This is a genomic window from Aquabacterium sp., assembly GCF_014378415.1.
Lineage (GTDB): Bacteria > Pseudomonadota > Gammaproteobacteria > Burkholderiales > Burkholderiaceae_C > Aquabacterium.
The window spans coordinates 1-16457 of sequence record NZ_JACMNS010000115.1 but is presented as its reverse complement, the minus strand read 5'-3'; the positions used below and the strand labels follow the sequence as shown (position 1 = coordinate 16457).

Genomic DNA, 16457 nt, shown 5'->3' with positions numbered 1-16457 from the left:
GCCTGGCTGGCGCCCATGTTCGACGTGGTGACCACGGACATCTACCGCTACACGCGCTATGAGAGCGGGCCGGAGCTGGAAGACCGCACGCTGGCCCTCAAGCTCTTTGCCGGCACGCACCACACCAAGGCCTGTCCGACCACGCAGGAGCTGATCAGCTTTGGCCGCAAGGTGTGCGAGGTGCGCCAACGCGCCGAGGTGCTGCAGCGCATCGCCCATGCCACCCCCTCACGACATGATGACCTGCAGGCTGCGCTCATACAACGCGGTCAGGCCTTCAAACACGTCCAGCAGCACTTCGCTGGCCCGGCTGATGGCCACGCGGCTTTCCGACTTGTCCAGAAAGCGCAGGCCCGACAGCAGCCGGGTCCATTCTTCGCGGGCAGCCTTGAGGGCATCGCGGATCTCGGGGCTGGACAGCGGGGCCAGCTCCAGCTCCAGCAAGGCGGCTTCGAATTCGGATTTCAGCTGCGCGAAGCCCTCCCGGCGTGCGTTGTCGTCCAGCATCTCGGCCAGCAGGGCGTCTTTGGCCAGGCGCTGCGCGAGCATGCGTTGGCGGCCGCACAGGTTGACCACGTTCAAGGCGCGTCGGCCCGAGGCGGTTTCCAGTTCGCTCACCAGGGCTTCGGCCTGCATCAACAGGGCGTTGGCCTTGTCGTCGGCTTGCTTCAGCACGGCCGCCGATTTGCGTTGCGCCAGGGTGGTTTGCAAGACCGACCAGGCGGCTTGCGCTCTGGCCACGGCATCGGGCAAGGCCTGGCCCTGGGCGCCCAGTTGCGGCAGGGTCGACAAGAAATCCAGGTTGGCCTGAGCGCGTTGCTCGGAGTCTTCTTGCAATTTGCGGGCGCGGTGCGCATCCACGCCGGCCAAGCGCTGTGCCGCCAGTTTGACCAGGCGTTGCGACAGCATGCGCAACTGGCCCGCGCGGTTCAGGGCCTCGGCCCAAGCGGCGGCTTCAATCACCGAGCGGGACACGTCGCCAATCTTCAACTTGGCGTGCATGGCGGCGCCACGCAGCAGCTTGAAGGCTTCGTCTTCGTCCAGCCCGCGCGCCTGTGCAATGACGCCTTTGGCGCGGTCCAGGTATTTGCGGTCGCTCAGTTGCCCCTGCACCTGCCCCAAGGCTTGCACCAGTGCCGCATGGCGTTGCCAGCGCTGGCCATCCAGGGCCAGCCCAGTGGCCAAGGCCGGCGCTGACAGGCCAGCGTCGGGCCACCAGCCGGTCAGGCCCAGGTCCAGCAACTGGGCCAACTCGTCCTGGCCGGGGTTGGCGCCCACCCAAGTCACCGCGCAGGGGGGCGTGCCGTTCCAGGCGCCGATCGCATCGGCCACCACCGAGGCGGCTGGCCCCAGCAGCACGACCTGATTCGGTGCGTGCGCATTAAATTGATGCACCAATTGATGGCAATCGCCACCGTCCAGCACCTTCCAGGCGGGCCCCAGTGTGCCTTCTTGAAGCAGTGCATGCGCTGGTGTCGGGGCGACGCCAGGCGATGACATCACCAGCAAGGTGAGGCTCATGGGCGGTGCTTTCGCATTGAAAACCACATGGTTGGTGCTCGGTGAAGGGTTTGAAAAGTCTGACATTCTGGGGCGCGACGGCACCTTGGCGCGCATATTGCATGGATTTTCCCGTGGTGCAACGAGGCACCGCAGCAAAGCTTGAAGCCTGCCACTGCGGCAGCCCACCTCAAGCACCATCGCCCGGGCCAAATCTGGTCAGCGGGCTGTTTCCATTTTCTCCTGCCTTTCCAGGTGCACTTCAAAGCATCCGGCGAGGTTTTGTTCGCCTATTTTTTGCACCGCTCATTGCCATGTCCAATTTCAGAACATTTCTAAGAAGCGGCCACAGCCCGACCCTGTTCGCGGCCTTCCTGTACTTCTCGTTCTCGTGTTGCATCTGGGTGCTCAACGGCGCCATGGCGCCTTTCATCAGCGAGACCTTCAACCTGACACCGGCCCAGAAGGGCCTGATGCTGTCGATCCCCATCCTCGCGGGCGCGGTCATGCGTTTTCCGCTGGGCCTTTTGTCGCAGTACATCGGGCGCAAGAACGCCACGCTGGTTGAAATGGGCATGATCGCTCTGGCCATGCTGTACGGCGTGTTCATGGTGCACGAGTTCTCTGATCTGTTGAAGATGGGCGTGCTGCTGGGCATCGCCGGTGCGAGCTTTGGCGTGGCCTTGTCGCTGGGCTCGGGCTGGTTCCCGCCGCAGCACAAGGGGCTGGCCATGGGCCTGGTTGGGGCTGGCAATGTGGGCACGGCGGTGTCGGTGCTGGTGGCGCCACCCTTGGCCCAGTGGCTGGGCTGGCAAGCGGTGTATGGCGTGGCCGCCGTGGCCATCCTGGTGCCCATGGTGGTGATGGTGTTGTTTGCAAAAGAGCCGCCCGATGTGGACAAGCACGCCGGTTTTCGCGAGCACATCGCCTGCCTGTTTGAGAAAGACGGCTGGGTTTTCAGCCTGATCTATGGCGTGACCTTTGGCGGCTTCATCGGCCTGATCACCTTCCTGCCCACGTATTACTACGATCAGTTCGGCGTCAGCAAGGTGCAAGCCGGTCAGCTGACGATGCTGGCGGCCTTCATGGGCGCCTTCGTTCGCGTTCTGGGCGGCTGGATCTCGGACCACTGGGGTGGTTTGAACACGCTGACCATCGTGCTGGTGGTCGTCGCGGTCACCTTGACCTTGGTGGGCCTGTCCTCATCGTCCTTGATCATGACGACGCTGCTGCTCATCACCTGCTTTGCGGCGTTGGGCGCGGGCAATGGCGCTTTGTTCCAACTGGTGCCGTTGCGCTGGCCTTTGAGCACGGCCGTGGCCGGCTCGATGATTGGTGAAATCGGTGCCCTGGGCGGCGGCTTGGTTCCCAATGCGATGGGCCTGTCCAAGCAGTACCTGGGCACCTACCTGTGGGGCTTCGTGCTGTTCTCGGTGTTGGCCGTGATCATGCTGGTGGTGATGCGCATCATGCAGGTTCGCTGGACGCGCACCTGGGCCGAAAAAGGTGGGCGCGCCCGTGCTGCCCCTCCCGCAACCCCGGCGCCACAAGCGCCTGCCGGTCTGCGCCGCGCGGATTGACCCTGGAACAAGAAAGACCATGGCCATGAAGAAGATGAAGTTGGTGATGGTGGGCAACGGCATGGCCGGCGTCCGCACGCTGGAAGAGCTGCTGAAGATTGCCCCGGATCTGTACGAGATCACGGTGTTCGGCGCCGAACCGCATCCCAACTACAACCGCATCATGCTGTCGCCCGTGCTGGCGGGCGAGCAAACGGTGGACGAGATCATCCTCAATCCATTGGCCTGGTATGCCGACCATGGCATCACGCTGCACTTGAACAAGACGGTGGTCAGCATTGACCGCCAAAAGCGCATCGTCACAGCGCAAGACGGCACGCAGGCCGAGTACGACCGCCTGCTGATCGCCACGGGCTCCAACCCTTTCATCCTGCCCGTGCCCGGCAAGGACTTGACCGGCGTGATCGCCTACCGCGACATCGCCGACACGAACACGATGATCGAGACGGCCACCACGCACCAACACGCGGTGGTGATTGGCGGTGGCTTGTTGGGCCTGGAAGCGGCCAACGGTCTGATGCTGCGCGGCATGAGCGTGACCGTGGTGCACATCGCGCCCTGGCTGATGGAGCGCCAGCTGGACGACGTGGCCGCCAAGCTGCTGCAAAAGTCGCTGGAAGACCGTGGCCTGAAATTCATGATCGGCGCGCAGACGCAAGAGTTGGTGGGCAATGCCGACGGGCGCGTGCAATCGGTCAAGTTCAAGGATGGCACCGAGGTGCTGGCCGACCTGGTGGTCATGGCCGCTGGCGTGCGGCCCAACACCGGCCTGGCCGAGAAGATCGGCCTGCATTGCAACCGCGGCATCGTCGTCACCGACACCATGCAGACGGTGACCGACCCGCGTGTGTACTCGGTGGGCGAATGCGCGGCGCACCGGGGCATTGCTTACGGCCTGGTGGCCCCGCTGTTTGACCAGGGCAAGGTGTGCGCCAACCACCTGGCCATGCATGGCATTGGGCGCTACCTGGGCTCGCAGGTGTCCACCAAGCTCAAGGTGACGGGCATTGACCTGTTCTCGGCAGGCGACTTCATGGGCGGCGAGGGTACGGAAGAGATCCTGCTGTCCGACCCGTTCAGTGGTGTCTACAAGAAGCTGGTGCTGCGCGACAACAAGCTGATCGGCGCCTGCCTGTATGGCGACACGGTGGACGGCAGCTACTACTTCAAGCTGATCCGCGAGGGGCAGTGCGTGGCCGGCGTGCGAGATTGGTTGATGTTTGGCGAGGCCAGCGTGGGCCTCCATGAAACCCGCCAGGCCAGCGCCTTGGCGGTGTGACGCCGCGCAAGTTCGCCGGCTGACGTCCGTTTCAGCGCCTTGCTGCTGTCTTTGGGGCAGTTGCGCCTGGGCGACGCCGATCTGACCGAGCAAATGGTGCTCTTGCGCCTGGTGCTCCGCGCCGATGTGTCACCTCGCGAACTGGCCGACCACCTGGCCAAGGATCCGGCGCTGGTGAGCGAGGTGATCCGCATCGCCAAGGAGTGGGATTTCCCCGAGGGTGTGACGCAGGCGGTGGCGGTGTTGCTGCGCTCAGCCGACCAGGTCAGCAAGCGGCATTTGCTGATGTCAGCACAGAGCTGCCCGCTGGAGGGCGACGGGGACGCCGACCCTTATTTTGCCGAACTGGAGCGGGTGTTCGGCGCGGGCCAGGCCCATCACTGAACCGCTGGCTGTGCGCGCCACCAATCCAGCACGCCTTGGCCGGCTGTTTTGCCGGTGGCCATGGTGGCGGTGAGCAGGTAGCCGCCAGTGGGGGCTTCCCAGTCCAGCATCTCGCCAGCGCAGAACACGCCGGGGATGGTGGGCAGCATCTGCTGGGCGGTCAGTGATTCAAAGCGCACACCGCCGGCGGTGCTGATGGCCTCGTCGATGGGGCGGGCCGCGGCCAAGGTCACGGGCAGGGCCTTGAGCAATTGGGCCAGTTGCACCGGGTCGGCCAATTGCGCCGGGGTGAGCACCTCGTGCAACCACGCCATCTTCACGCCCTGGATGCCCAGGCAGCTCTTCAGGTGCGTGGACAGGCTGCGCGGCCCGCGTGGGCGCTTGGTCTCGGTCAGCACTTGCTCGGCCGTGTGCGATGGCAGCAGGTCGAGGTGGACGGTGGCCGAGCCCTGGGCCTCGATGGCATCGCGGATGCGGGCCGAGAAGGCATAGACCAGGCTGCCTTCCAGGCCGGTGAAGGTGAGGACGAACTCGCCTTGCTGGCGGTGCGTGTGGCCTTGGGCATCGGTGAAGCTCATGGCCACCGGCTTGATGGGGTGGCCAGCAAAACGGTCTCGCAGGTGGTCGCTCCAGCCGGTGCGGCCGGGGGCGGTGGGAGCCACGTCGAATCCGCAGTTGGACGGCTTGAGCGGGGCGACGTCGGCACCGCGCGCTTGCAGCCAGGGCACCCAGGCGCCATCGGAGCCCAGGCGGGCCCAACTGGCGCCACCCAGGGCCAGCACGGTTGCGTCGGCTTGGGCGGTGACTTCGCCTTGGGGGGAGGTGAATGTCAGGGCGCCGTCGGACGCCCAGCCTTGCCAGCGGTGGCGCATGTGAAAGCGCACGCCGGCTTCGCGCAGGCGGTGCAGCCAGGCGCGCAGCAAGGGCGCGGCCTTCATGTCTTTGGGGAAAACGCGGTTCGACGTGCCCACGAAGGTGTCGATGCCCAGGGCTTGGGACCAGTCGCGCAGGGCTTGCGGGTTGAAGGCGTTGATCAGCGGTGTGAGCGCGGCTTGGCGTGGTCCGTAACGGCCCAGTAAGTTGTCGAGGGGTTCGGCGTGGGTGAGGTTGAGGCCACCTTTGCCGGCCAGCAAAAACTTGCGGCCCACCGAGGGCATGGCGTCGTAGACGTCAACCTGCGCGCCACCCGCCGCCAGGGTTTCAGCGGCCATCAGGCCGGCTGGGCCGCCCCCAATGACGATGACGTGCGGGGCTTGGGCGGGGGAGGGCGTGGGGGTGGACATGGCGGCAGGCGCGGGGCGGGTGCCCCTGGGATCAGAAAACAGCCGCCGAGTGTCGCACGCCGACCGCTTTCAGGCCATCACAACCACATCCTGGCCCGCCGTGACGCCACTGCCCTCCTTGCAGCGCACCTGCAGCACGGTGCCATCCGACGGGGCCAGCACGGGGAACTCCATCTTCATGGACTCGACCAAGGCCAGCGTCTGCCCTTCGGTCACCACATCGCCTTCGGCCACCAGGACTTTCCAGACGCTGCCGGGCACGGGGCTGGCGACGGCGCGGGCGCCGGGCGGCAAGGCCAGGGCATCGGCCGGTGGGTTGACGTCCAGCTCGCTCAGGCTGCCGTCCTGGCCGCTGGCCTTCCAGCGTTCGCGTTCGGCATCAAAAGACGCTTGCTGTTGGGATTTGAAGGCGGTGATGCTGGGCGCTTCATCGGCCAAAAAACGTTGGTAGTCGGCCAGGCTGAATTGCCCATGCTCGACCTTGAGTTTGAAGCGGCCAGCAGGGAAGTCGCGGCGCAGTTGCAGCAGTTCTGCTTCGCCGACCGGGTAAAAGCGGATCTGGTCAAAGAAGCGCAGCAGCCAGGGCTTGCCGGCTTCGAAGTCCATCGCGCCGCTGCGCTCGTCGCGCCAGCGGTTCCACATCTGGAGGGTGCGGCCCACGAACTGGTAGCCGCCGGGGCCTTCCATGCCGTAGACGCACAGGTAGGCGCCGCCGATGCCCACGGCGTTCTCGGGCGTCCAGGTGCGGGCGGGGTTGTACTTGGTGGTGACCAGGCGGTGGCGCGGGTCCAGCGGTGTGGCCACGGGTGCGCCCAGGTAGACGTCGCCCAGGCCCATGACGAGGTAGCTGGCGTCGAAGACGATGCGCTTCACATCGTCAATGCTGTCCAGGCCGTTGATGCGGCGGATGAACTCGATGTTGCTGGGGCACCAGGGCGCGTCGGCGCGCACCGATTGCATGTACTTGTCGATGGCCAGCTTGGTGGCGCTGTCGTCCCACGACAAGGGCAGCCACACGGTGCGCGTGGGGACCACGATGTCGTCAATGCTGCCGAGTTGTTCATCGGCGCTTTGCAAGGCGGTGAGCAGCTCGGTGCGGGGCAGTACACACGGGTCGAAGTGGATCTGCAGTGAGCGGATGCCGGGGGTCATGTCGATGATGCCGGGCAGCACGTTGGCATCGCGGCGCGCTTGCAGCCAGGCCATCAACGCGTGCACGCGAAAGCGCAGGGTGAGGTCCAGCACCAGGGGGCCAAACTCGATCAGCAGGTAGCGGTCGCCGGCCTGGCGGATGCACAGGGCGGGTTGCTCGCCTTGCAGGGTGGTTTGGGCAGCGCGTTGGTGGACGATGGGCGACAGGGTGCTGGCGACCTCATCAGCGGGCACGCCTGCTGGCAGCGATGGCAGTGAGCCGTTGCCGGCCAACCAGGCTTCTTGCGCCTTGAGCAAAGCTTGGGCTTGTTCGGCGCTCAGGGCCTGGAAGCGGATGGTGTCGCCAGGCTTGAGCTGGCCCAGCTTCCAGCGCTCGGCGGCCACAACCACGGCGGGGCAGACGAAGCCGCCCAGGCTGGGGCCATCGGGGCCAAGGATGACGGGCATGTCGCCCGTGAAATCGATGGCGCCAATGGCGTAGGCGTTGTCGTGGATGTTGGAGGGGTGCAGGCCCGCTTCGCCGCCATCGGTGCGTGCCCAGTGGGGCTTGGGGCCGATGAGGCGCACGCCGGTGCGGCTGGAGTTGTAGTGCACCTGCCAGTGGGTGGCGAAGAAGGTGGTGATGTCCTCCAGCGTGAAAAAGTCGGGCGCGCCGTGGGGGCCGTAAAGCACGCCGATGTCCCATTGCCGGACCAGGGTGGGGGCGGGGCCGTTCAATGCGCTTGGGGCTTGGGCCGTGGGGATGTCGGCGTCAACGGGCCACACGTGCAGCAGGTCGCCGGTGCGCAAGGTGCGGCCTGCGTGGCCGCCGAACTGGCCCAAGGTGAAGGTGCTGCGGCTGCCCAGGTACAGGGGCACGTCCAGGCCACCTTGCACGGCCAGGTAGCTGCGCGTGCCTGGCAGGCCTTGAGGCACGGCGCCTAGCTTCAGCGTCTGGCCTGCGCGGGCCTTCACGGCCTGGTTCATGGGCAAGGCGATGCCGTCGAGCGTGGCGGCCATGGGTGCACCGCTGAGCGCGATCACCAGGTCATCGTGGAAGCGCAGGGTCGGGCCGGACAGCGTGCATTCCAACGCGGCAGCATCGGGTGGGTTGCCAACCCGTTGATTGGCCAAGCGCAGGTGCAGGTCGTCCATCGGGCCGGAAGGCGGCACGCCCACGTCCCAATGACCTTGGCGGCCGGGCCAGTCTTGCACGGTGGTCTGCACGCCGGGTTCCAGCACTTCAAACGCGTGTGGGTGCCAGGCCAGTTGCGACAAGGTCTGGGTGATGACCTGGCCTTGCGCGAAAACCTCGGAGGCGGTGACGGCGCGCAGGTAGCGCAGGTTGGTTTCGATGCCGGCCAGGCGGGTATCTAGCAGGGCTTGCTGCAGCTTGGCCACGGCCTGCTCGCGCGTGTCGGCGGTGACGATCAGCTTGCCGATCATCGGGTCGTAGTGCGGGGGCACGTCGGTGCCGGTGTCCACCCAGGTGTCCACGCGCACATCGGTGGGGAAGACCACTTCGGTTAAGACGCCCGCGCTGGGCTGGAAATTGCGCGAGGGGTCTTCAGCATAAAGGCGCACCTGGATCGACGCGCCCTTGGGCTCGGGCGCGTGCAAGTTGAGTTGGTCGCCGCGCGCCAGGCCCACCATCCATTCCACCAGGTCGACGCCGGTGACCTGCTCGGTCACGCCATGCTCCACCTGCAGGCGGGTATTCACTTCGAGGAAGTAGAAGGCGCCCGTGTCCGCATCGAGCACGTATTCCACCGTGCCGGCGGAGCGGTAGTTCACGGCCTGCCCCAGGCGAACAGCGGCCTTCAACAGTGCGTCACGCGTTTCGGGCTTCAGGTTGGGCGCGGGTGTCTCTTCGATGACCTTCTGGTGGCGGCGCTGGGCCGAGCAATCGCGTTCGCCCAAGGCCACCACGTGGCCACGTCCATCGCCGAACAATTGCACTTCGATGTGCCTGGCGTGTTCGACAAATTTTTCCACGAAGAGGCCAGCGTCTTTGAAGTTGCTGCGGGCCAGGCGTTCGACGGCCTCGTAGGCGGCGTCCAGCTCAGCCTCGTTGCGCACCAGGCGCATGCCGATGCCGCCGCCACCGGCCGTGCTTTTCAGCATCACGGGGTAGCCGATGCGTTGGGCCTGAACGCGGGCATCGGCTGCATCGTTGAGCAAGTCGCTGCCCGGCAGCAAAGGCACATCGTGCTGCTGCGCCAAAGCGCGCGCGGTGTGCTTCAAACCAAAAGCGCGCATCTGCCCGCCGGTGGGGCCGATGAAGGCGATCCCCGCTTGCTCGCAGGCGTCGGCGAAGCCGGGGTTCTCTGACAGGAAGCCGTAGCCGGGGTGGATGGCGCCCGCGCCGGTTTCGCGGGCGGCGGCCAGGATGCGGTCCACATCGAGGTAGCTCTGCGCGGCGGGCGCCGGGCCGATGCAAACGCTGGCATCGGCCATGGCCACGTGGCGCGCGTCGGCGTCGGCCTCAGAGTACACGGCCACAGAGCGCAGGCCCATTTTGCGCAGGGTGCGGATGATGCGGCAGGCGATGGCGCCGCGGTTGGCGATCAGGACGGTGTCGAACATGGTGTGGTTAGTCCCAGATCAAAAATTGCGCGGGGGTGGGGTTGTAGGCGTTGCACGGGTTGTTGAGCTGGGGGCAGTTGGACACCAGCATCAGGATGTCCATCTCGGCGCGCAGCTCCACATATTTGCCGGGGCCCGACACGCCGTCTTCGAACTTCAGGCCGCCATCAGGCGTGACCGGCACGTTCATGAAGAAGTTGACGTTGGGCACCAAATCGCGCTTGCCCAGCCCGATGTCGGCGTGTTGCAAGGCGATCAGGTAGTTGTCGCGGCAGCTGTGCATGAACTTCTTTTGCAAGGCGTAGCGCACGGTGTTGCTCTCGGCCGCGCAGGCGCCGCCCAGGGTGTCGTGGCGGCCGCAGGTGTCGGCCACGATGGTGAGCATGGCGCGCGCTTCGCTGCTCATCAGCACGGTGCCCGTGGTCAGGTAGATGCCGCCTTGCGACAGCATGGTGTCGGTGGCGCTGTAGTGCTCGGCCGGGTCTTGCGCGTTGTAGAAGATCACGTCGACGGCCTGGTTGCCTTCCAGGTCGACGATGCGCAAGGTCTGGCCTCGCTTGATCTCCAGCAGGTAAGGCTCGCCCGAGGGCAGCTTGTGATTCAGCACGGCGCGCTCGGCTTGCAAGGCGCTTTCCTGAAGGCGGGTGGCGGTCATGGTGTGGGCGTCCTTCAGGTCAGAGGTACAGCATGTCGGCGTTGTGGATGGCGCGCGCGCACTCTGGGCGGAAAGTGCGGCAGAAGTCGTCCTTCAAGGCGGGGCCGCTGCGCCAGGCGGCCAGGCCGATTTTTTTGGGCGCGTAGGCCGTTGACGGGTCAAGCGGGTGCGGCGCGGTCGAGAAGGCGATCAAGGTGTCCATGTCGAAGCGCAGTTGCACGGCGGCGCCAGCTTTGGCGTGGTCAGTTGCGAATTGGAAGCAGCCCTCTTCATCGACGCTGACCTTGCTGAAGAAGTTGACCGGCGCGATCAGGTCGCGGCGGCTCAGGCCATGCTTGCCAATCTCGATCAACAAGCCATCTTTGCCGCTGCGGTACATGGCGTTTCGGTGCGTGTCAAAGCTGCGCTCGCCGTATTGCTGCTTCAATCGCTCGGCGTCCAGCAGGCCGCCCATGGGGTCGTGCCAGCCGACCGTGTCCAGCGTGATGCTGGCCAGCGAGCGGCCCATGTCGCTCATCAGCACGTGGCCGCGCGTGTAGTGCGCCGTGTGCTGCGCCTTCAGCGAGTCGGGCAGGTTGTAGCGCTCCAATTTCTCGCGGCTTGAGTACAACACCATGCTGAGGTTGGCGCCGTCTTCCAGTGCCACCATGCGCAGGCTGCTGCCGCGCGGCATCACATAAGACCAGTGGCCGCCACCGGGCACGATCTCGGACCACATCACCTGGTCTTCAGGCAAGTCGGGTGCGAAGCGCTTCCACAGCGCTGGCACGTCCACGGGGTCGGCCACGCAGGGGTTGGGCGGGATCTCGGTGAAGCTTTCCATGTTTTTCAAGGCTCCTCTTTCTTGAATCAATGCGGTCATCAATGTGAAGATGAAGACGCGCCCGAGGCCACGTTCTGCGCCGACTTGCACAATTGGTCCAACAGTTCAAAGTCGGTCTTCATGCCCGAGGTCTCGCGGATGCGGTCCAGCAGCAATCGCTTGAGCTGCAAAAACTCAGGCGACAGCTTCATGGCCTGATCGCGGATCAAAGGCAACGGCACCGCGTGGATCGAGTCGATGCGGCCCGGGCGCGGTGCCATCAGCACCACGCGGTGGCCCAGGTACATGGCCTCTTCCACGTCGTGCGTGACGAAGACGATGGTGGTGCGCTCCAGCTTGTGCACGTGCATGATCAGGTCGTGCATGACCTCGCGCGTTTGCGCGTCCAGCGCCCCAAAGGGCTCGTCCATCAGGATGATCGGCGGCTTGCTCATCAGGGCGCGCGCAATGGCCACGCGCTGCTGCATGCCACCCGACAACTCGCTCGGGTAGGCCTTGGCCACGTGCGTCAGGCCCATCAGGCGCAAGAGCGCATCGGCGCGGCCCGCAGCGTTCTCCACATCGCTGCTGGTGCGGCCATCCGTGTGCGTCTTGAGCTGACGGCAGAACTTGATGTTGTCCTGCACCGTCAGCCACGGATACAGGCTGTAGTGCTGAAAGACCATGGCGCGGTCCGGCCCGGGCCCGTGGATGGGCTGGCCGTTCACACGCACGGCACCCTGGCTGTGCGTTTCCAGCCCGGCAATGGTGCGCAGCAGGGTGGATTTGCCACAGCCCGAGGCGCCCACCAGGGTCACGAACTCATTGGGGGCGATGTGCAGGTTGATGTCCTGCAGCGCAGAGTTCAAAGCCCCGGGGTAGGTCTTGTAAAGGCCCTGGCATTCGATGCCCACGGACAAGGGAGGCGGGAAGGTGCTCATGCGTTCAACCTCTGACGTGCAGCCACGGGAAAGCCTTGCGGTGCGCGAGGCGGAACATCTGGTCGATCAGCAGGCCGATCAGGCCGATCAGCAAGATGCCGGCGAAGATCTTGTCGGTCTGCAAGAAGCGCTGCGCCTTCAAGATCGCATAGCCCAGGCCCGAATTGGCGGCCACCAGTTCGGCCACCACCAGGTAGGTCCAGGCCCAACCCATGGTGATGCGCAGGGTGTCGAGCAAGGCGGGTTTGACTGAAGGCACGATCACCTTCTCCAGGATCTCGATCCGCGTGGCGCCCATGGTTTGTGCGGCTTCAATCTGCGGCAGGGGAACGCGGCGAACATCCTCGGCCACCATCAGCACCATCTGGAAGAAAGTGCCAATGAAGATGATGGCGATCTTGGCGCTTTCATCGATGCCCACCCACACCATCACCAGTGGCACGAAGGCCACGGCGGGCATGTAGCGCACAAAGTCCATCAGGGGCTCCAGCAGGGCCTGCACCGAACGCCAGGTGCCGATGAACAAGCCCAGCGGGATGGCGAACAGCGCTGACAAGGCCCAGCCCACCACCACGCGCATCACGCTGATGCCCATGTCGCTCATCAACCCGTCGGCCCACCAGGCCTTGGCGCGGTCCAACACCAAACCGGGGCCGGGCAGGAAGACCGGGTCCAGCGTGCCCATGGCGGCCAGCAGGGCCCACAGCAGCAGCGGCACGATCAGGCCGACGCCGGCCAGGCTCCAGTACACGGACGAGGGGATGGCCTGGCGGATGGCCCACAGGCCAGGCGACCGGGGCACTTGCGCCGTGGTGTCGGGCAAGGGTGCTGGCAGCGCCTCAATCGCGGCGACCGCAACCAAGGCGCTGAGCACTGAACTCTGGTGAGATGGCAAGACTTGGCGCATGGGTGGCTCCAGGGTGGGACAAAGACGCGACGAGCGAACACTTCAGCAATCGAAGCGAATCTCCCGGGCTTTTGTCCCGCCGTGGAGCCTGCGTTGGTGAATGTGCCAACTCAGGCCGATGGCTCTCGGACCAGGCATTTGATTTGCACCAAACCGGAACCCTAGCCACCATTTCGAGTCAACGACTGAAGACGTCGCTTCTCTCTTTCAATGACTATGCAAGCTTGATGCCAGCACAATTGCACCGGTTTGGTGAAGCCTTCACAATCACGGATTCCTGTTCACCTTGGCGAAAGGCCGTGTCATGAGTCAACTGTTTCAACCCTGGCAGATCGGGTCGCTGCGCCTTTCCAACCGCATCGTCATCGCGCCCATGTGCCAGTACTCGGCCACGGACGGCACGGCGGGCGACTGGCACCTCATCCACCTGGGGCACCTGGCTTTGTCGGGTGCGGGCTTGTTGATCATCGAGGCGACTGGCGTGTCGCCGCAGGCGCGCATCTCACCGCAAGACCTCGGCCTGTATTCAGACGAGAACGAGGCCGGCCTGGCCCGTGTCCTCCAGGCCGTGCGTGCCCATTCGCCCATCGCCATCGGCATCCAGTTGGCGCACGCTGGCCGCAAGGCCTCGACCAAGGTGCCGTGGGAGGGCGGTCAGCAGATCCGCCCTGATGAACCCACAGGCTGGCAAACCGAGGCGCCCTCGGCCGTGCCGCATGCGGACGGCGAGGTCGCGCCCCATGCCCTGGACGCCGCCGGCCTGGGTCGCGTGAAGGACGACTTCGCCAAGTCCGCCCGACGCGCGGCACGCCTGGGCATCGACGGCATCGAAATCCATGCCGCGCATGGCTACCTGCTGCACCAGTTCCTGTCGCCGCTGGCCAATCACCGGCAGGATCAGTACGGCGGCAGCCTGGAGAACCGCATGCGCTTTCCGCTGGAAGTGTTCGAAGCCGTGCGTGCGGCCTTTCCCGCCGACAAACCCGTCTGGGCGCGCATTTCCGCGGTTGACTGGGTGCCAGGCGGCTGGGACATCGAGGGCAGCATTGCCTTCACGCATGCTTTGAAAGCGCTCGGTTGTGCGGCCATCCACGTCAGCTCGGGCGGCGTGTCGCCGGCGCAGGACATCAAGCTGGGGCCTGGCTACCAGGTGCCTCATGCCCAGCGCATCAAGGCCGAAGTGGGCTTGCCCACGATCGCGGTGGGCCTGATCACCGAGCCAGAGCAGGCCGAAGCCATCGTTGCCAGGGGCGAGGCGGACGCCATCGGCTTGGCGCGTGCCATGCTCTACGATCCACGCTGGCCCTGGCATGCCGCTGCCAAGCTGGGCGCGCAGATCACGGCGCCGCCACAGTACCTGCGCTCTCAACCCTCCGCCAGCCGCATCTTCAGGTAGGCTGGCAGGTTTTCGCGCTGCTGCGCTTTGCGCCAGCTTCGACACACAAACAACAAGGATCCCCATGAACAACATTGGCTCAGCCAAGCCCCGCTGGCGAACGGCAATCGCGGTGTTCACCGCCTGCTTTACCGTGTCCGTTTCCACGCCGACCCTGGCCGCGATCGCCATCGCGCCCGCCCCCACGCTGGACAACACCGCTTACGTGGTGATGGACTTCGACTCGGGCCGCATCCTCTCGCAAGTCAATGCCGAACAGGCACTGCCGCCCGCCTCGCTCACCAAGATGATGACCAGCTACATCGTCGAGCAAGCCTTGAAAGCAGGCCGCCTCAAGCCCACCGACATGGTCAGCGTCAGCGAAAACGCCTGGTGCCGTGGCACCAGTGCCGAATCCTGCATGTACCTGCCGGTGCACGGCTCGGCCACGGTGATCGACGTCCTGCGCGGCATCATCGTGCAGTCGGGCAACGACGCCTCCAAGGCGATCGCCGAGCACATGGCCGGCAGCGAAGCCTCGTTCGCGGTCATGATGAACAAGGAAGCCCAGCGCCTGGGCATGAAGAACACCAACTTCTCCAACGCCACCGGCCTGCCTGATCCCCAGCACCGCGCATCCGCGCACGACCTGGCCCTGCTGGCTCGCGCCATCATCCGCGACAGCTCCGACTACTACAAGATTTACTCCGAGAAGGAGTTCAAGTACAACGGCATCAAGCAAGGCAACCGCAATGCGCTGCTGTACACCGACTCGTCGGTCGATGGCTTGAAGACGGGCCACACGGCTGAAGCGGGCTTCTGCCTGACCGCCTCCAGCAAGCGCAACGACATGCGTTTGATCTCAGTGATCATGGGCGCCAAGAGCATGCAAGCCAGAGCCGACCAGACCCGCGCGCTGTTCAACTGGGCTTTTGGTTCGTTTGAAGACGTCAGGCCCGTGGCCGCGAACGTGTCCCTGGCCACGCCCAAGGTGCGTTTTGGCAAGGTGGACCTGGTCAACGTGGGCCTGACCGCGCCCATGGTCGCGACCATTCCGCGCGGCCAGGCGGCCAACGTCAAGACGGACATCCAGATCACCCCGGGCATCACCGCACCCATTGCCAAGGGCGCGGTGCTGGGCAAGGTGGTGATCTCGCTGGACGGCCTGGCTTACGGCGAGCAAGCCCTGGTGGCGCTGGAGCCGGTTGAACAGGCGGGTTTCTTCAAACGCCTGTGGCAGCGCTTGGCCGAGTTTTTCAGCAGCAAGTAAGGCCGAGTAAGGCCGAAGTAAGGCCGAAGTCGGCGGAGCTCAGCGCTTGACGGTGCTGGCGTCCTGCCCGAACAGGTGCTGGCGCGAATCCTCGTTCACCGAGGGCTTATCGCCCGGGTTCACCTCGGCCGCTCTGGCATAGGCGCGCGCCGTGGCAGGCCGCGCCTTGATGGTCTCGAACCAGCGCTTGACGTGGGGGAAATCGTTCAAGTTTTGCTGCTGGCGCTCGTGCGGCACCACCCAGGGGTAGCTGGCCATGTCGGCGATGGAGTACTGGCCCGCCAGGAACTCGCGGTCGGCCAGGCGCTTGTCCATCACCGCGTACAGACGCGCGGTTTCTTTCACGTAGCGCTTAATCGCATAGGGAAGCTTTTCAGGCGCGTACTGGCTGAAATGGTGGTTCTGCCCGGCCATCGGCCCCAGCCCGCCCATCTGCCAGAACAGCCATTGCAGGGTGTCATTGCGGCCGCGCAGGTCTGGTGCGATGAACTGGCCGGTTTTGTCCGCCAGGTAGAGCAAGATGGCGCCTGATTCGAACAGAGGCAGCGGCTCGCCACCATCCACCGGCGAATGGTCTACGATCGCCGGGATGCGGTTGTTGGGCGCGATGCGCAAAAAATCAGGCGCGAACTGCTCGCCCTCGCCGATGTTGATGGGCTTGATCCGGTAAGGCACTTGCGCCTCTTCCAGGAACAAGGTGATCTTGTGGCCGTTGGGCGTGGTCCAGTAGTACAGGTCGATCATGTCGGGCCTCGTGGTGTTCT

12 protein-coding genes, 1 pseudogene and 1 riboswitch are annotated in these 16457 nt (G+C 65.2%); of the genes and pseudogenes, 5 read left to right on the top strand and 8 right to left on the bottom strand.

Annotation, left to right across the window (positions count from 1 at the left end):
• Positions 1–228: 228 nt before the first annotated feature.
• Positions 229–1521 (bottom strand): type IV pili methyl-accepting chemotaxis transducer N-terminal domain-containing protein, encoded by a 1293-nt coding sequence (locus H7225_RS10700; RefSeq protein ID WP_290661644.1) that lies wholly within the window; start codon positions 1519–1521, stop codon positions 229–231.
• 293 nt (positions 1522–1814) lie between these two features.
• Here H7225_RS10700 and H7225_RS10695 point away from each other — a divergent pair, with 293 nt between their 5' ends.
• The 3 genes and pseudogenes from H7225_RS10695 to H7225_RS10685 all read left to right on the top strand — a co-directional run bounded on the left by H7225_RS10695 (position 1815) and on the right by H7225_RS10685 (position 4743).
• Positions 1815–3080 carry an MFS transporter gene (locus tag H7225_RS10695; protein WP_290661642.1) on the top strand — a complete coding sequence of 422 codons (1266 nt, stop codon included), beginning with the start codon at positions 1815–1817 and terminating at the stop codon, positions 3078–3080.
• 25 nt (positions 3081–3105) lie between these two features.
• A pseudogene (locus H7225_RS10690) lies at positions 3106–4320 on the top strand (FAD-dependent oxidoreductase); the annotation flags it as partial.
• Positions 4321–4398: 78 nt separating this feature from the next.
• The gene (locus tag H7225_RS10685; protein ID WP_290661640.1) at positions 4399–4743 is read left to right on the top strand and encodes a hypothetical protein; all 345 of its coding nucleotides are present in this window, start codon (positions 4399–4401) and stop codon (positions 4741–4743) included.
• Here the strand turns inward: H7225_RS10685 and H7225_RS10680 are convergent.
• From H7225_RS10680 to H7225_RS10655, 6 genes are all read right to left on the bottom strand, one after another.
• A complete protein-coding gene (locus tag H7225_RS10680; protein WP_290661639.1) occupies positions 4737–6026 on the bottom strand; it encodes a TIGR03862 family flavoprotein in 1290 nt (429 codons plus the stop codon). The two genes, H7225_RS10685 and H7225_RS10680, sit on opposite strands and share 7 nt — an antisense overlap.
• 69 nt (positions 6027–6095) lie before the next feature.
• Positions 6096–9743: an urea carboxylase gene (uca, locus tag H7225_RS10675; protein ID WP_290661637.1), complete on the bottom strand. Its 3648-nt coding sequence runs from the start codon at positions 9741–9743 to the stop codon at positions 6096–6098.
• A 7-nt stretch (positions 9744–9750) separates the two neighbouring features.
• On the bottom strand, positions 9751–10398 hold the full coding sequence (locus H7225_RS10670) for an urea amidolyase associated protein UAAP2 (protein ID WP_290661635.1): 648 nt from the start codon (positions 10396–10398) through the stop codon (positions 9751–9753).
• A 19-nt stretch (positions 10399–10417) separates the two neighbouring features.
• Positions 10418–11221 carry an urea amidolyase associated protein UAAP1 gene (locus tag H7225_RS10665; protein WP_290661648.1) on the bottom strand — a complete coding sequence of 268 codons (804 nt, stop codon included), beginning with the start codon at positions 11219–11221 and terminating at the stop codon, positions 10418–10420.
• Between the two features lie 38 nt (positions 11222–11259).
• Complete coding sequence (locus tag H7225_RS10660; RefSeq protein WP_290661633.1) at positions 11260–12141, bottom strand: ABC transporter ATP-binding protein; 882 nt, start codon at positions 12139–12141, stop codon at positions 11260–11262.
• A gap of 4 nt (positions 12142–12145) precedes the next feature.
• Positions 12146–13048: an ABC transporter permease gene (locus H7225_RS10655; protein WP_290661631.1), complete on the bottom strand. Its 903-nt coding sequence runs from the start codon at positions 13046–13048 to the stop codon at positions 12146–12148.
• 58 nt (positions 13049–13106) lie between these two features.
• Positions 13107–13224, bottom strand: a riboswitch (guanidine-I (ykkC/yxkD leader).
• Between the two features lie 128 nt (positions 13225–13352).
• Between H7225_RS10655 and H7225_RS10650 the strand changes: the two genes are divergently transcribed.
• Both H7225_RS10650 and H7225_RS10645 read left to right on the top strand, forming a co-directional pair.
• Entirely contained in the window at positions 13353–14444 is a 1092-nt protein-coding gene (locus tag H7225_RS10650) for an NADH:flavin oxidoreductase/NADH oxidase (RefSeq protein WP_290661629.1), read from the top strand.
• A gap of 64 nt (positions 14445–14508) precedes the next feature.
• Positions 14509–15693 carry a D-alanyl-D-alanine carboxypeptidase family protein gene (locus H7225_RS10645; RefSeq protein WP_290661627.1) on the top strand — a complete coding sequence of 395 codons (1185 nt, stop codon included), beginning with the start codon at positions 14509–14511 and terminating at the stop codon, positions 15691–15693.
• 39 nt (positions 15694–15732) lie between these two features.
• Here the strand turns inward: H7225_RS10645 and H7225_RS10640 are convergent, their stop codons facing one another.
• The gene (locus tag H7225_RS10640) at positions 15733–16437 is read right to left on the bottom strand and encodes a glutathione binding-like protein (RefSeq protein WP_290661645.1); all 705 of its coding nucleotides are present in this window, start codon (positions 16435–16437) and stop codon (positions 15733–15735) included.
• Between the last annotated feature and the right edge of the window lie 20 nt (positions 16438–16457).

Coding starts and splice junctions, on each gene's coding strand:
- H7225_RS10700 (WP_290661644.1), bottom strand. CDS start 1,521: ATGAGCCTCACCTTGCTGGTGATGTCATCGCCTGGCGTCGCCCCGACA.
- H7225_RS10695 (WP_290661642.1), top strand. CDS start 1,815: ATGTCCAATTTCAGAACATTTCTAAGAAGCGGCCACAGCCCGACCCTG.
- H7225_RS10680 (WP_290661639.1), bottom strand. CDS start 6,026: ATGTCCACCCCCACGCCCTCCCCCGCCCAAGCCCCGCACGTCATCGTC.
- uca (WP_290661637.1), bottom strand. CDS start 9,743: ATGTTCGACACCGTCCTGATCGCCAACCGCGGCGCCATCGCCTGCCGC.
- H7225_RS10670 (WP_290661635.1), bottom strand. CDS start 10,398: ATGACCGCCACCCGCCTTCAGGAAAGCGCCTTGCAAGCCGAGCGCGCC.
- H7225_RS10665 (WP_290661648.1), bottom strand. CDS start 11,221: ATGGAAAGCTTCACCGAGATCCCGCCCAACCCCTGCGTGGCCGACCCC.
- H7225_RS10660 (WP_290661633.1), bottom strand. CDS start 12,141: ATGAGCACCTTCCCGCCTCCCTTGTCCGTGGGCATCGAATGCCAGGGC.
- H7225_RS10655 (WP_290661631.1), bottom strand. CDS start 13,048: ATGCGCCAAGTCTTGCCATCTCACCAGAGTTCAGTGCTCAGCGCCTTG.
- H7225_RS10650 (WP_290661629.1), top strand. CDS start 13,353: ATGAGTCAACTGTTTCAACCCTGGCAGATCGGGTCGCTGCGCCTTTCC.
- H7225_RS10645 (WP_290661627.1), top strand. CDS start 14,509: ATGAACAACATTGGCTCAGCCAAGCCCCGCTGGCGAACGGCAATCGCG.
- H7225_RS10640 (WP_290661645.1), bottom strand. CDS start 16,437: ATGATCGACCTGTACTACTGGACCACGCCCAACGGCCACAAGATCACC.